The following is a 15,321-nucleotide window of genomic DNA, read 5'->3' as shown; positions in this document are numbered from 1 at the left end:
GCCGCAACCCGCGCTAACTGAAGGACGACCTGCCATGACTGACGACATCCCCGCCGCCGACGACGGCATCGAACCCATCGCCATCGTCGGCCTGGCCGCCCGTCTGCCCGGTGCGGCCGACGTCGACGAGTTCTGGCGCAACCTGGTCGACGGCGTGGAGTCGACGACCGAGCTGACCCGCGAGGAGCAGCTCGCCCGGGGCGTCAGCGCCGACGAGGTCGACGACCCGAGCTGGGTGAACCGGGCCCCGCTGGTCGACGGGTACGACGAGTTCGACGCCGGCCTGTTCGGCATGACCGCCCGCGAGGCCGAGATCACCGACCCGCAGCACCGGCTGTTTCTGGAGAGCTGTTACACCGCGCTCCAGGACGCCGGCTACGACCCGGGCCGCTACGACGGCGCGGTCGGGGTGTACGCCGGCACCGGCGGCACCACCTACCTGAACCGCTACGTGCTGCGCAACAAGCGGGTCGGCGGCAGCCCGCACGGCGCCGTCTCCATCGCCACCGGCAACTCGCCGAACTACGTGGCCACGAACGTCTCCTACCGGTTGGACCTGCGCGGCCCGAGCCTCACCGTGCACACCGCCTGCTCCACCTCCCTCGTCGCGTTCCACCTCGCCTGCGAGGCGCTGCGCAACGGCGAATGCGACATGGCCCTCGCGGGCGGTGTCAACATCGAGCTGCCGCACGCCGGCTACCTGGGCATGGATGGCTTCACCTCACCCGACGGGCGCTGCCGGCCGTTCGACGCCGGGGCGAACGGCACGGTCTGGGGCAGCGGCGTCGGCGTCACCCTGCTCAAGCGCCTCTCCGACGCGATCGCCGACGGCGACACGATCCGCGCGGTGGTGCTCGGCAACGCGATCAACAACGACGGCGCCGGCAAGGTCGGGTTCACCGCGCCCAGCATCGACGGGCAGATGGAGGCCGTGGCGCAGGCCGTCGGGCTGGCCGGGATCGATCCGCGCAGCATCAGCTACGTCGAGGCGCACGGCACCGGCACCGCGCTCGGCGACCCGATCGAGATCGCCGCGCTCTCCGCCGTCTACACCCGGGACACCGACGACCGGGGCTGGTGCGGCATCGGCTCGGTGAAGTCCAACATCGGCCACCTCAGCCAGCCCTCCGGCATCGTCAGCGTGATCAAGACGGTGCTGGCCATGGAGCACGGGTTGATCCCGCCGACCATCAACTACGAGTCGCCGAACCCGGCCATCGACTTCGCCGACACCCCGTTCTACGTGGCGAACACGCTGACCAAGTGGGACGCCGGCGGCGGTCCGCGACGCGCCGGGGTCAGCTCGTTCGGCATCGGCGGCACCAACGCGCACGTGGTGCTCGAGGAGGCGCCGGCGGCGTACCGGTCCGAGCGGCGGGTCCGCCCCGCGCACCTGCTCCAGGTGTCGGCGAAGACCCCCACCGCGCTGGACGCCGCGGTCCGCGACCTCGCCGATCACCTGGAGCGCGCCACCGCCGGCGGCCCGGACCTGCTCGCCGACGTCGCGCACACGCTGCGGATCGGCCGGCAGCGCTACGCCCACCGGGCCGCCGTGGTCGCCGGCGACCCGCAGATAGCCGTCGTGGCGCTGCGCGACAAGCGCAGGCGCCTGCGGGGCGTGTCCGACGGCCCGGCCCCCCGGGTGTGTTTCCTGTTCAGCGGGCAGGGCTCGCAGTACGCCGGCATGGGCGCGGAGCTGTACGCCGAGGACCCGGCGTTCGCCGCCGCCGTCGACGAGTGCGCCGAGTTGCTCCGCGGCGACCTCGGCCTGGACATCCGGGACCTGATCCTCGGCCGGGACCCGGAGGCGGCGGCGCGGCTCACCGAGACCCGCTGGACCCAGCCCGCCCTGTTCACCGTGGAGTACGCGCTCGCCGCCGCGTGGCGCGCCGCCGGGGTCACCCCGGCCGCGATGATCGGCCACTCCATCGGCGAGTACGTGGCCGCCACCCTCGCCGGGGTGCTCCGCCTCCCCGACGCGCTGCGGGTGGTGGCCGCCCGGGGCCGGCTCATGCACGCCCTGCCCGCCGGGTCCATGCTGGCCGTCACGCTCGACGAGTCGGCGGTGGCCGACCGGCTGCCCGAGGGGCTGTCGGTGGCGACCGTGAACGGCCCCGGCACCTGCGTGGTGGCCGGCGAGACCGCGGTGGTCGAGGCGTTCGCCGAGAGCCTGGGCAGCAAGAACAAGTCCAAGCTGCTGCGCACCTCGCACGCCTTCCACTCGCCGATGATGGACCCGATCCTCGACGAGTTCACCGCGCTGATGGCCGGCGTGGAGCTGCGCCCGCCGGCCGCGCCGTTCGTGTCCAACGTGACCGGCACCTGGATCACCGACGCGCAGGCCACCGACCCGGCGTACTGGGCGGCGCATTTGCGCCAACCGGTCCGCTTCGGCGCGTGCGTGGCGACCCTGCTCGCCGAGGGCACCTGGGCGCTTGTCGAGTGCGGCCCCGGCCGGCAACTGGCCAACCTGGCCCGGATGCAGGTCGCGAAGGCCGGCGAGGCGCAGCGTGCGCTCACCCCGCTGGGCAGCCTGCCCGGTCCGGGGGAGCCCACCGGCGACCTGGCCACGCTGCTCGGCACCGCCGGCGCGCTGTGGTGCGCCGGGGTCCCGGTGGACCTGGCCGCCGACCCGGAGGCGCGGCGGGTGCCGCTGCCCACCTATCCGTTCGAGCGGCGCCGCTACTGGGTCGACCCGGACCCGGTCCGGGTGCAGGACGTGGCCCCGGCCGAGACCGGGCCCCGCCCGCTGCCGGAGTGGTTCGCGGTGCCGGTGTGGCAGCAGGCCGCGCCGGCCCGCGCGGTCGAGCCGCTCGGCCGCTGCCTGGTGCTGGCCGACGGCCCGCGCGGCGAGGCGCTCGTCGCCGCGCTGCGGGCCGCCGGCGACGACCCGGTCGAGGTACGCGCCGGCGGCGTGTTCACCGCCACCGGGGGCGGGTTCCGGCTGCGCCCCGGCGCGCGGGAGGACGCCGAGGCGCTGGTGGCCGCGCTCGGTGCGGACCTGCCCCGGCGGATCGTGCACGCGTTCGCGCTCGACGGCGAGCCGGCCGGCACCGACGTGACCGCCGCCTGGGCCGCCCAGGAGCGCGGCTTCTTCGGCGCGTTGCACCTGGTGCAGGCGCTCGCCGCGGCCGGGCTGACCGCCGACGAGGCGGGCGTCCGCCTCGACCTGGTCACCGCCGGCATCGGCGACGTGCGCGGCGACGACCTTCTCCGGCCGGAGCACGCCACGCTGGCCGGCCTGGCCCGGGTGCTTCCGGTCGAGCTGCCCGGCCTCACCGTCCGGCTGCTCGACGCCGATCCCGCCGCGCGCGGGGTGGCCGCGCTCGCGGTGGAGTTGCGCACGCCGGTCGACCCGGAGCACCCGGAGGTGGCGCTGCGCCGTGACCGGCGCTGGGTGGGTGGCTACGAGCAGGTGACGGTGGCCGCCGAGGACGAGCCGGGCGTGTTGCGCGAGGAGGGCCGCTACCTGATCACCGGCGGGCTGGGCGGCATCGGCGTCACCCTGGCCGAGGACTTCGCCCGCCGGGCCCGCGCCAAGCTGGTGCTGCTGGCCCGCTCCGGCCTGCCCGAGCGGGACGACTGGGACGCGCACCTGGCGGTGCACGGCGGCGCCGCCCGGGCCGGCCGGGCGATCGCGGCGATCCGCCGGATGGAGGCCGCCGGGGCGGAGGTGCTGGTGCTCGCCGCCGACGTCACCGACCCGGACGACCTGCGTCGGGTGCGCGCCGAGGCGGAGCGCCGTTTCGGCGGGCTGGACGGCATCGTGCACGCCGCCGGCCTGCCCGGCGGTGGCATGGCCGAGGTGAAGGAGCGGGCCGAGGCGGAGCGGGTGCTCGCGCCGAAGCTCGCCGGCACGCTCGCCCTGGCCCAGGTCTTCGGCGACCTGCCGCTGGACTTCGTGGCGCTCTGCTCCTCGATCACCGCGGTGATCGGCGGCTTCGGCCAGGTCGACTACTGCGCGGCGAACAACGTGCTGGACGCCCTCGCCCGCTCCGGCGCCGGTTTCCGGGCGCCCGTGGTGTCGCAGAACTGGGGCGGCTGGGCCGAGGTCGGCATGGCGGTGGAGACCGCCGCTCCGGCCGCGTTCCGGGCCGCCGGGCGGGACACCGTGACCAGCGCGGTCACCCACCCGGTGCTGACCACCATGGTCGCCGGGCCGGACGGCACCGTGCTGCACGGTCTGGTCGCGGCGGACACCCACTGGCTGCTCGACGAGCACCGGATCGGCGGGGTGCCGGTGGTGCCCGGCACCGCCCACCTGGAGTCGGTGCGCGCCGCGGTGGTCGCCGCGCTGCCGTCACCGGCGCCGGGGGCCGCGGTGGAGCTGCGCGACGTGGTCTTCCTGGAGCCGTTCTCGGTGCCCGACGGCGCCGTCGCCCAGTACCGCGTCGAGGTGACCCCGACCGAGGAGGGCGTGGACTTCACCGTGGCCAGCCTCGCCGCCGGCCGGCTGCGCACGCACGTGCGCGGCGCGGCGGGGTGGACCACCGAGGCCGCGCCGCCGGCCGCCCCGGCCGCCGTGGCCGGTCGGCGGGTCGACGACGATGCCTCGTTCGGGCGTGGCCGCACCAGCATGCTCACGTTCGGGCCGCGCTGGGGCGCGCTGGCCGAGCACCACCTCGCGGAGGGGGAGGAACTGGCCCGGGTGCAGGCGCCCGCCGCGGCGCTGGCCGACCTGCCGGCCTGGGGGCTGCACCCGGCGCTGCTCGACGTGGCCACCGCGTTCGGCCGTGGCCAGGGCGCCGGCACCTACCTGCCGCTGTCGTACGGGCGGATCGTGGTGCGCGGGACGCTGCCGGAGCGGTTCGACAGTCACCTGCGGCACCGGCCCGCCGCCACCGACGAGGTGGTCGCCGCCGACCTCTCGCTGCGTGACCCGGACGGCCGGGAACTGGTCGCGATCAGTGACTTCGTGCTGCGCCGGGTGGACCAGGGCGCGGTCACCGGCAACCTGGTCGAGGCCGGCACCGAGGCCGACGCGCCGGCCCCGGTCACCGAGGACATCCGCCCGGTCGACGGCGCGGAGGCGTTCCGCCGCAGCCTCGGCGCCGGTCTCGGCGCGCAGGTGGTCATCGCCACCCGCAGCGTGGCCGACATCCGGCGCCGGGCCGCCCGGGTCACCACGGACAGCCTGGCCGAGGAGACCGACGCCCCGACCGGCACGCCGGCCGCCGGTGGCGGTTCGGCGGCCCCGGGCACGGAGCTGGAGAAGACCATCGCCCAGGTGTGGCGCGACGGCCTGGGCGTCACCGACGTCGGCGTCGACGACGACTTCTTCGCCCTCGGCGGCAACTCGCTTGTCGCCGTGCAGTTGATCGCCGCGATGCGCAAGGCGACCGGCGTGCGGTTGCCGATGCGCAGCCTCTTCGAGACCCCCACCGTGGCCGGGCTGGCGGCCCGGATCGAGGAACTGCGCGCCGAGTCGCCCGCCGACGCACCGGCCGCCCCGGCGGCGATCCCGGCCATCCCGCGGCTGCCCCGCGGCTGACATCCCCGACGCAGACCAAGGAGACACCGCACCATGAGCGAGACAACCGCCACGCTCCCGGTGGTCGTCGAGAACGACGGCCGGGCGCTGACCGACCTCATCGCGGCCCGGCGCGCCGAGCTGCGGGACACCCTCGTCGCCAGTGGCGGGCTGCTGTTCCGCGGGTTCGATGTCGGCGGCGTGGACGGCTTCGACGCCGCCGTGCGCGCCCTGGCCGGCGAGCCGCTGACCTACACCGAGCGGTCCTCACCCCGGCACTCCATCTCCGGGCGGGTCTACACCTCGACCGACTACCCGGCGGACGAGGAGATCTTCCTGCACAACGAGAACTCGTACCAGGCGCGTTGGCCGCTGACGCTGTTCTTCTACTGCGTCACGCCGCCGGAGACGCTCGGCGCCACGCCGCTGGCCGACGTGCGCCGGGTGTACGAGCTGATCGACCCGGCGGTGCGGGAGGAGTTCGTCCGGCGGCGCTGGATGCTGGTGCGCAACTTCCACGGTGACTTCGGCACCCGCTGGCAGGAGGTGTTCAACACCGAGAGCCGCGCCGAGGTCGAGTCGTACGCGGCGGCCAACGGCATCACCGTGGAGTGGGTCGGCGCGGACGGCCTGCGGACCCGCGCGGTACGCGACGCGGTGCACCTGCGGCCCGGCTCGGACACCCCCCGCTGGTTCAACCACGCCACGTTCTTCCACCTCAGCACGCTGCCGACGGACTACCAGGAGGGGCTGCTGGCCATGTTCGGCGCCGACGGGCTGCCGTCGAACACCTTCTACGGCGACGGCGGCGAGATCCCCGCCGACGTCATGGACCACCTGCGCGCCGCCTACCGGGCGGCCACGGTCCGCTTCGACTACCGGCGCGACGACGTGCTGGTGGTCGACAACATGACCGCCGCGCACGGCCGGGAACCGTTCACCGGCCCCCGCAAGATCGCCGTGGCGATGGCCGAGGCGTACACCCCCGACACCGCTGGAGCGAACTGACATGGCCGAACCCCGATTCCTGGTCGTCCGCAACGACGAGGAGCAGTACTCGATCTGGTCGGCCGACCGGGAGCTGCCCGCCGGCTGGCAGGACGCCGGCTTCGCCGGCAGCCGCGAGGAGTGCCTGGCCCACGTGGACGAGGTCTGGACCGACATGCGCCCCCGCTCGGTGCGCGAGGAACTCTCATGAGGGCTCAGGAGTGGACCTTCCCGGCCTCCTTCGCCCAGGAGCGGGTGTGGATGGCCAACCAGCTCGACGCCGGCTCGCCGGTGTTCAACGTCTCCATCCCGTGGGCCTTCCCGCCCGGGGTGGACGCGCAGACGGCGAGTGACGTGGTCAACCGGATCGTGGCCCGGCACGAGGCGCTGCGTACCCACCTGCGGGTCGACGACGGCGCGCTGGTGCAGGTGGTGCGCGCCCACCAGCCGACGCCGCTGCCGACGGTGGACCTGAGCCACCTGCCGGCCGCTGAGCGGCTGGCCGAGTTCGGGCGGCTGCGCGGCGAACTGGCCCGCACCCCGATCCCGCTGGACGCTCCGCCGCTGTGGCGGGCCCGGCTGATCCGCGTCGAGGACGCCTGGGCGCTGGTGTTCGTGGCGCACCACGCCGTCTTCGACAGCCACTCGGCGGTGCTGTTCCACGCCGAACTCGGCGCGTTCTGCGAGGCCGCGCGCACCGGCGCCGAGCCCGCCGTGCCCGAGCTGCCCATCCAGTACGCCGATTTCGCGGTCTGGCAGCGCCAGCAGCTCACCGGCGACGAGCTGGCGCGGCAGCTCGCGTTCTGGACCGGTCACCTGGCCGGGGCGCCGGCCGTCACCGGACTGCCGCTGGACCGTCCGCGCCCGGCCCAGCTCGGCTTCGCCGGCGACGAGGTGCGCTTCGCGCTGCCCGACGGGCTGCTCGACCGGGTCGGCGCGCTGGCCGCCGGTGCGCAGGCCACCCCGTACATGGTGCTGCTGGCCGGCTTCGCGGCGCTGCTGTCGCGGATCTCCGGCGACACCGACGTGGTGGTCGGCGTCTCCACCGCCGGTCGGGACAACCCGGAGCTGGCCCCGCTGATCGGCATGTTCGTCAACCCGGTCGCGCTGCGCTGCGACGTCTCCGGCGACCCGACCTTCGCCGAGCTGCTCGGCCGGGTCCGCAACGGCCTGATCGACGCCATGGAGCACGGGCAGACGCCGTTCCAGAAGATCGTCGAGGCGGTGGACCCGCAGCGCGACCCGTCCGTGCAGCCGATCTTCCAGACCGCGCTGAACTGGATCCCGGATTCCGGCCTCGACCCGGCGGAACTGGGCACCACCAAGGACGACCTGGCGTTCGACATCACCACCGGTGAGTCGCGGCTGGTCTACCGCACCGCGCTGTTCGACCGGCAGACCGCGGTCGCGGTGGTGGGCCGCTACGTGCGGCTGCTCGCCGCCGCCGTGGCCGAGCCGCAGCGCGCGGTGGGCGAGCTGCCGCTGCTCACCGACGACGAGCGGGACCTCGTCCTCGGCGGCGACACCGCGCACGACGTGCCGGTGACCACTGTGGTCGACGAGGTGCAGCGGCAGGCCGCCGCCACCCCGGACGCCGCGGCGCTGGTCGGCGACGGGGTGACGCTCAGCTATGCCGAGCTGAACACCGCGGCGAACCGGCTGGCCCGGCTGCTGGTGGCTCGCGGCGTCGGCCCGGAGACCCGGGTCGCGCTGCTGCTGCCCCGCTCCTGCGAGCTGGTGGTGGCGATGCTCGGGGTGCTGAAGGCCGGCGCCGCGTACGTGCCGGTGGACCCGGCCTACCCGGCCGGCCGGATCGCCTACCTGCTGTCGGACGCCACCCCGGCGCTGGTCGTGGCCACGCCGGACACCGTCGCCTCGGCCGGCGGCGACGCGCTGGTGCTCGACGGGGAGGTCGGCGCGGACCAGCCCGGCGGCGACCTCACCGACGCCGACCGGGTCGCCCCGCTGCGCCCCGGCCACCCGGCGTACGTGCTGCACACCTCCGGCTCGACCGGCCGCCCGAAGGGCGTGGTGGTCGAGCACCGGGCGGTCACCGGCTACCTGGCCTGGGCCCGGGCGACCTATCCGGGCCTGGCCGGCGTCGCGTTGCTGCACTCGCCGGTCTCGTTCGACCTCACCGTCACCGGCCTGCTCGGCACGCTCACCGCCGGCGGCACGGTGCGGCTGGCCGCGATCGACTCCCCGGCCGCCCGCGCCGGTGGCCGGCCGTCCTTCCTCAAGGTCACCCCGAGCCACCTGCCGTTGCTCGACGGCGAGCTGTCACCGACGACCGACCTGGTGATCGGCGGCGAGGCGCTGACCGGCGAGCAGCTCGCCGGCTGGCGGGCCGCGCACCCCGAGGTGGCGGTGGTCAACGAGTACGGCCCGACCGAGGCGACGGTCGGCTGCGTCGCGGCCCGGATCGGCCCCGGTGAGCCGGTGGCCCCCGGTCCGGTGCCGATCGGCACGCCCACCTGGAACACCGGGGCGCTGCTGCTCGACGCCGCGTGGCAGCCGGTGCCGCCGGGCGTGGTCGGTGAGCTGTACGTCACCGGCGTCCAGCTCGCCCGCGGCTACCACGACCGGCCCGGCCTGACCGCCGAGCGGTTCCTGCCCTGCCCGTTCGGCCCGCCCGGCGCGCGGATGTACGCCACCGGCGACCTGGCCCGTTGGCGTCCCGACGGGTCGCTCGACTACCTGGGCCGCCGCGACGACCAGGTGAAGGTGCGCGGCATGCGGATCGAGCTGGGCGAGGTCGAGGCCGCGCTGCTGGCCCACCCGGACGTGCGGGCCGCCGCCGCGGCGGTGCGCGCCGACGGCGGCGGCGAGCCGATGCTTGTCGGCTACCTGGTCGGCCCGGCGCACGCCGACTCGGTCCGCGCCGAGCTGGCCCGGGAGCTGCCGGCGCACCTGGTGCCGGCCGCCCTGGTGCGGCTGGACGCGCTGCCGCTGACCGGAAACGGCAAGCTGGACCGGGCCGCGCTGCCCGCCCCGGTGGCCGACGAACCGGCGCAGGACAGCTACGTCGCGCCGCGCACCGAGGCCGAGGCCCTGGTCGCCGAGGTGTACGCCGACATCCTCCAGGTGGAGAAGGTGGGCGCGCTCGACGACTTCTTCACCCTCGGCGGCAACTCGCTGCGCGGCATGCGGGCGATGGCCCGGATCCGTGCCGAGGTGGACGTCGACCTGCCCATGCGGGCGCTGTTCGGCAGCCCCGTGGTGGCGGACCTGGCCGCCCAGATCGAACAGCGGATCGCCGCCGAACTCGACGGTCTCTCCGACACCGAGGTCGCCGCGCTGCTCGCGGCGGAAGAGGAAACCAACTGATGACCGACCTGAAGGATCCGGCCCGCGACGCGGCCCGGCAGGCGCTGATCGCCAAGCGGCTGCGCGCCCGCCAGGCCGCCCCGGCGGCCCGGATCACGCCCCGGCCCGACGGCGCGCCGGTGCCGCTGTCCTACGCCCAGGAGCGGGTCTGGTTCATGGACCAGCTCGCCCCGGGCGAGGCCGCCTACCACATCGCGGTGCCGCTGCGGGTGCGCGGACCGCTCGACGTCGAGACGCTGCGCGCGGCCCTGGCCGCGCTCGGCGCCCGGCACGAGTCGCAGCGCACCCGCTTCCCGGCCGACGCCGACGGCCGCCCCACCGTGGTCGTCGCCGACACCGCCGACATCCCGCTGACCGTGGTGGAGGCGGCCGACGAGGCCGCCGCGCAGGCCCTGGTCGACGCCGCGGCGGCCGAGCCGTTCGACCTGGCGCACGGTCCGCTGCTGCGGGCGCTGCTGATCCGCCTGTCCGACACCGACCACGTGCTTTTTCTCGGCCAGCACCACATCGTCGGCGACGGCTGGTCGGTGGACGTGCTGCTGCGCGACCTGATCACGCTCTACCGCGGCGGCGAACCGCCGGCCCTGCCGATCCAGTACGGCGACTTCGCCGCCTGGGAGGCCCGGGAGTTGGACGGGCCGCAGGCCCGGGCGCACGTGGACTACTGGAAGCAGCGCCTCGCGGGGATCACCCCGCTGGAACTGCCGCTGGACCGGCCCCGCCCGGCCACCCAGACCTACCGGGGCGACTTCGTCGAGTTCCAGCTCGACCCGGCGGCCACCGAGGCGCTCAACGCGCTCGCCCGCGACAGCGGCGGCACGTTGTTCATGACGCTGCTGTCGGCGTACCAGGTGCTGCTGGCACGGCACGCCGGGCAGGACGACTTCGCCGTCGGCGCGTCGGTGGCCGGACGGTCCGCGCCGGAGTTGGAGAACGTGGTCGGCATGTTCATCAACATGCTGCCGCTGCGGGCCGAGCTGGCCGGCGAACCCACCTTCGCCGAACTGCTGGCCCGCACCCGCCGCAGCGTGCTCGACGGTTTCGAGCACGCGGACGTGCCGTTCGCCAAGGTGGTGCACGAGCTGGGCCTGCCGCGCGACGTGAGCCGTTCGCCGGTGTTCCAGACCATGTTCGTGTTGCAGAACTACGAGATGGGCCGCTTCCGCGGCGTGTCCCGCACCGACGAGGTCACCTTCGAGTGGACCCCGATGGAGCTGAGGGCGACCCGGTTCGACTTCGAGCTGCACGCGGTGGAGACCGTCGACGGGCTCTGGGGCAAGCTGGTCTTCAACACCGACCTGTTCGACCGGGCCACGGTCGAGCGGATGGCGCGACGCTGGACCGCCCTGCTGGACGCGATCGTCGCCGCGCCGGACACCCCGGTGTCCCGGCTGCCGCTGCTGCCCGAGGGCGAGCGGGAGCTGCTGGCCGGCTGGAACGACACGGCGGCGGACTTCCCGCGTCACGAGACGCTGCACGGCCCGGTCGAGGAGCGGGCCGCCGCCACCCCGGACGCGGTGGCGGTCACCATCGACGGGCGCAGCCGCACCTACGCGCAGCTCAACGCGGACGCCAACCGGATCGCGCACCGGCTGCGCGCGGCCGGTGTCGGCCCGGAGACGCTGGTCGGGGTGTGCGCCGAGCGCTCGGTGGAACTGGTCGCCGGCCTGCTCGGCGTGCTCAAGGCCGGCGGCGCCTACCTGCCGCTGGACCCGGAATATCCGGCGGACCGCCTCGCCTTCATGGTCACCGACGCGGACGCGCCGGTGGTGCTGGTGCAGTCGCACCTGCGCGACGTGCTGCCGGCCACCGCGGCCACCGCGCTCGATCTCGACGACGCGACGGTCTGGGCCGACCAGCCGACGACCGACCCGGCGTCGCTGGCCGGGCCGGAGCACCTGGCGTACGTCATCTACACCTCCGGCTCCACCGGCCGGCCCAAGGGCGTGCCGAACACCCACCGGGGCATCGTCAACCGGCTCGACTGGATGCAGAAGGCGTACGGTCTCGGCGCCGACGACGCGGTGCTGCAGAAGACGCCGGCCAGCTTCGACGTCTCGGTCTGGGAGTTCTTCTGGCCGCTGCGCACCGGCGCCCGGCTGGTGCTGGCGAAGCCGGGCGGGCACAAGGACGCCGGTTACCTGCGTGACCTGCTGGTGGCCGAGCGGATCACCACCGCGCACTTCGTGCCGTCGATGCTCACCGTCTACCTCGCCGAGGACGGCGTCGAGGCCGCCACCGCGCTGCGCCGGGTGATCTGCTCCGGCGAGGAGCTGCCGCTGACCTCGGCGGTCGACTTCACCGCCCGGCTGCCCTGGTGCGGCCTGCACAACCTCTACGGCCCGACCGAGGCGGCCATCGACGTCACCGCGTGGGCGTGCGAGCCGGCGCGGCTGGCCGAGGTGACCGCGGTGCCGATCGGCGCGCCGATCGCCAACCTGCGGCTGCACGTGCTCGACGCCGCCGGGGCGGTGTGCCCGGTCGGGGTCGCCGGCGAGCTGCACATCGGTGGGGTCGGGCTGGCCCGCGGCTACCACCGCCGGCCGGCGCTGACCGCCGAGAAGTTCGTCCCGGACCCGTTCTCGGCCGAGCCGGGCGCCCGCCTCTACCGCACCGGCGACCTGGCCCGCTGGGTGGCCGGGCCGGACGGCGTCGGGGTGATCGAGTTCCTCGGCCGGATCGACCACCAGGTGAAGCTGCGCGGCCTGCGCATCGAGCTGGGCGAGATCGAGAGCGCGCTGCGCGAGCAGTCGGGCGTCACCGAGGCCACGGTGATCGTCCGCGAGGACAGCCCCGGCGACAAGCGGCTCACCGCCTACCTGGTCGGGCCGGCCGAGCACGCCGCGCTGAAGGCGGCGCTGAAGGACACGTTGCCGGAGTACATGGTGCCGGCCGCGTTCGTCACGCTCGACGTGCTGCCGCTGACGCCCAACGGCAAGCTCGACCGCAAGGCGCTGCCCGCCCCGGTGGTCACCCGCGAGGCGTCGGTGGCGCTTGTCGAGCCGCGCGACGACACCGAGCGGGCCCTCGCGGCGATCTGGTCCGAGGTGCTCGGCGTGGCGACGCTCGGCATCGACGACGACTTCTTCGACCTGGGCGGGCACTCCATGCTCGCCACCCAGGTGGTCGCGAAGATCCGCAAGGCGGAGCTGGGCGGCCGGGCGGTCGGCGTGATGGACCTGTTCCAGCAGCGCACCATCCGCGAGCTGGCCGCGTTCATCTCCGGCGACGCCGCGCAGGAGGGGCCGCGCCGGCTGCTCTACGAGCTGACCAAGCCGATCCCGGCCGGCAAGCGGGTGCTGACCTACGTCTGCGTCCCGTACGGCGGCGGCAGCGCGATCGTCTACCAGCCGCTCGCCGACGCGCTGCCGGCCGGACACGGGCTGTGGTCGCTCGCCATCCCCGGGCACGACGTGGGGCTCAGCGAGGACGCGGTGCCGTTCGACGAGCTGACCACCCGGGTCGCGGACGAGATCGTGGAACGGGTGGAGGGGCCGATCGCGCTCTACGGCCACTGCGGTGTGGGCAGCGCGATCGTCGCCGAGGTGGCCCGCAAGGTCGAGGCGGCCGGCCGGGACCTGGCGGCCGTATACATCGGCGCGATGTTCCCGTTCGCCCGCCCGAAGGGGCCGTTCGCGGCGGCCCGCAACCGGCTGGAGCAACTGCGTAGCAACAAGCACTACGCGAGTTGGCTCAAGTCGATGGGCGTGGACACCGACGAGTTGGACCCGGAGCAGGCCGACCGGATCATCAGCAACATGCGGGCCGACTCCCGCGCCTCGGAGGAGTACTTCACCGGCCTGCTCGACCGGCAGGCGACGAAGCTGCGCGCCCCGATCGTCTCGGTGGTCGGCTCCGAGGACCCGGTCACCGACTACTACCGCGAGCGGTACGCCGAGTGGCAGTTCCTCAGCGACACGCTCGGGTTGGTCGTGCTCGACCAGGCCGGGCACTTCTTCCTGAAGTACCGCGCCGAGGAGTTGGCGGAGATCGTCACCCGGACGCACCCGGCGGTGGTGGCCGGCGACCTGACCGGGCTCGACCCGGAGGCCCGGGGCGAGGACGCCGGCTGGGCGGTGCACGACACGCTGCGCGTCGGCGAGGACCGCAAGCCCGCCACCACGGTCAAGCCGAGCATGGGCCGGTTCCTGGCCGTCACGGTCGGGCAGCTCGTGTCCAGCACCGGGTCGGCGCTGACCGCGTTCGCGCTGCCGATCTGGTTGTTCAACCGGACCGGCTCGGTGGCCGACCTCGGTCTGCTCTGGGCGCTCGCGTTGATCTGCGGCGTGCTCATGCTGCCGGTGGCGGGCGCCCTGGTGGACCGGGTCAGCCGGCGGCGGATCATGATGCTGGCCAGTTCGGTCGCCGGTTCGGTCCAGCTGGTGCTGGCCGCCCTGCTGTGGACCGACAACCTGGTGCTCTGGCACATCTACCTGCTGGTGGCGTTCAGCTCGGTGGCCGGGTCGTTCCAGCGGATCGCGTTCCAGTCGGCGGTGCCGCAGTTGGTGCCGAAGCGCTACCTCGGGCACGCCATGGGCATCACCCAGCTCTCCACCGGCGTGGCCACGCTGCTGATGCCGGCGTTCGCCGCCGGGCTGCTCGCCGCGATCGAGCTGAAGGGCATCCTGGTCGTCGACGTGGCCAGCTATCTGGTGGCGATCCTCACCCTGGCCGTGGTGCGCTTCCCGGACCTGCTCGGCTGGCGGCCCCGCGAGCGGATGCTGGTGGCCATCGCGAACGGTATGCGCTACTCGTGGCGGCACCGCGGGTTCCGCCTGATGCTCGGCTACTTCGCGCTGGGCAACATCTTCCTGGCGCCGGCGCTGGTGCTGACCACCCCGCTGGTGCTGTCGTTCGGCAGCCCGACCCAGGTGGCTCAGGTGGCGCTGGCCGAGGCGGTGGGCGCGGTGCTCGGCGGGGTGCTGATGTCGTTGTGGGGCGGGCCGCGCAAGCGGCGGATGATCGGCGTGCTGATCGGCAACCTGGGCACCGCGATCGGCTGCGTGCTGATCGGGCTGGACGCGTCGATCGTGATGATCTGCGTCGGTTTCTGCTGGCTGGCCATGGCGATGACCACCGCGCAGTCGATCTACGCGACGATCGTCCAGGTGAAGGTGCCGCAGCGTTTCCACGGCCGGGTGTTCAGCCTGAACCAGACCATCGCCTGGTCCACCCTGCCGATCGGGTTCGCGTTGCTCGCGCCGGCCGCCACCGCCGTGTTCGAGCCGATGCTCGCCCCGGGCGGGTCGCTGGCCGGCTCGGTGGGTGCGGTGATCGGCACCGGTCCGGGCCGGGGCATCGGCTTCGCGTACGTCTGCTTCGGGGTGATCCTGATCCTGATCACCCTGGGCGGTTTCGCGATCCGGCTGCTGCGTCGCTTCGACCTGGAGGTCGAGGACTCCCTGCCGGACGACCTGATCGGCGCCCAGGAGCGGGAGAAGCGCCTCGCCGCCAAGGCGGAGGCCCGCGAGGCCGTCCCGGTCTGACCCGCCCCCGACCCGCACCGGGTCGATCAACGGAGTTCGCGTCGGTTCCCG

5 protein-coding genes are annotated in these 15,321 nt (G+C 74.4%); all 5 read left to right on the top strand.

Annotated elements, in window-relative coordinates; genetic code table 11:
- Positions 1 to 34 precede the first annotated feature (34 nt).
- The 5 genes from AB0H28_RS11415 to AB0H28_RS11395 are packed head-to-tail and all read left to right on the top strand — an operon-like array spanning position 35 to position 15,270.
- Positions 35 to 5,491 carry an SDR family NAD(P)-dependent oxidoreductase gene (locus AB0H28_RS11415; protein ID WP_358037229.1) on the top strand — a complete coding sequence of 1,819 codons (5,457 nt, stop codon included), beginning with the start codon at positions 35 to 37 and terminating at the stop codon, positions 5,489 to 5,491.
- Between the two features lie 33 nt (positions 5,492 to 5,524).
- Positions 5,525 to 6,478 carry a TauD/TfdA family dioxygenase gene (locus AB0H28_RS11410; RefSeq protein ID WP_358037226.1) on the top strand — a complete coding sequence of 318 codons (954 nt, stop codon included), beginning with the start codon at positions 5,525 to 5,527 and terminating at the stop codon, positions 6,476 to 6,478.
- A gap of 1 nt (position 6,479) precedes the next feature.
- The gene (locus tag AB0H28_RS11405; RefSeq protein WP_358037224.1) at positions 6,480 to 6,668 is read left to right on the top strand and encodes an MbtH family protein; all 189 of its coding nucleotides are present in this window, start codon (positions 6,480 to 6,482) and stop codon (positions 6,666 to 6,668) included.
- A complete protein-coding gene (locus tag AB0H28_RS11400) occupies positions 6,665 to 9,784 on the top strand; it encodes an amino acid adenylation domain-containing protein (RefSeq protein WP_358037221.1) in 3,120 nt (1,039 codons plus the stop codon). The genes AB0H28_RS11405 and AB0H28_RS11400 overlap by 4 nt, the downstream gene beginning before the upstream one ends.
- A complete protein-coding gene (locus AB0H28_RS11395; protein ID WP_358037218.1) occupies positions 9,784 to 15,270 on the top strand; it encodes an amino acid adenylation domain-containing protein in 5,487 nt (1,828 codons plus the stop codon). Before AB0H28_RS11400 ends, AB0H28_RS11395 begins: the two co-directional genes overlap by 1 nt.
- Positions 15,271 to 15,321: the final 51 nt, after the last annotated feature.

The sequence above is a fragment of the Micromonospora sp. NPDC050980 genome (assembly GCF_040653835.1).
Taxonomy (GTDB): Bacteria; Actinomycetota; Actinomycetes; order Mycobacteriales; family Micromonosporaceae; genus Micromonospora.
The sequence above is the reverse complement of the archived record's forward strand: the minus strand, read 5'-3'. Positions and strand labels throughout refer to the sequence as shown.

What these genes read in the sequence shown, in the direction of transcription:
- AB0H28_RS11415 (WP_358037229.1), top strand. Translation starts at nt 35, where the DNA reads ATGACTGACGACATCCCCGCCGCCGACGACGGCATCGAACCCATCGCC.
- AB0H28_RS11410 (WP_358037226.1), top strand. Translation starts at nt 5,525, where the DNA reads ATGAGCGAGACAACCGCCACGCTCCCGGTGGTCGTCGAGAACGACGGC.
- AB0H28_RS11405 (WP_358037224.1), top strand. Translation starts at nt 6,480, where the DNA reads ATGGCCGAACCCCGATTCCTGGTCGTCCGCAACGACGAGGAGCAGTAC.
- AB0H28_RS11400 (WP_358037221.1), top strand. Translation starts at nt 6,665, where the DNA reads ATGAGGGCTCAGGAGTGGACCTTCCCGGCCTCCTTCGCCCAGGAGCGG.
- AB0H28_RS11395 (WP_358037218.1), top strand. Translation starts at nt 9,784, where the DNA reads ATGACCGACCTGAAGGATCCGGCCCGCGACGCGGCCCGGCAGGCGCTG.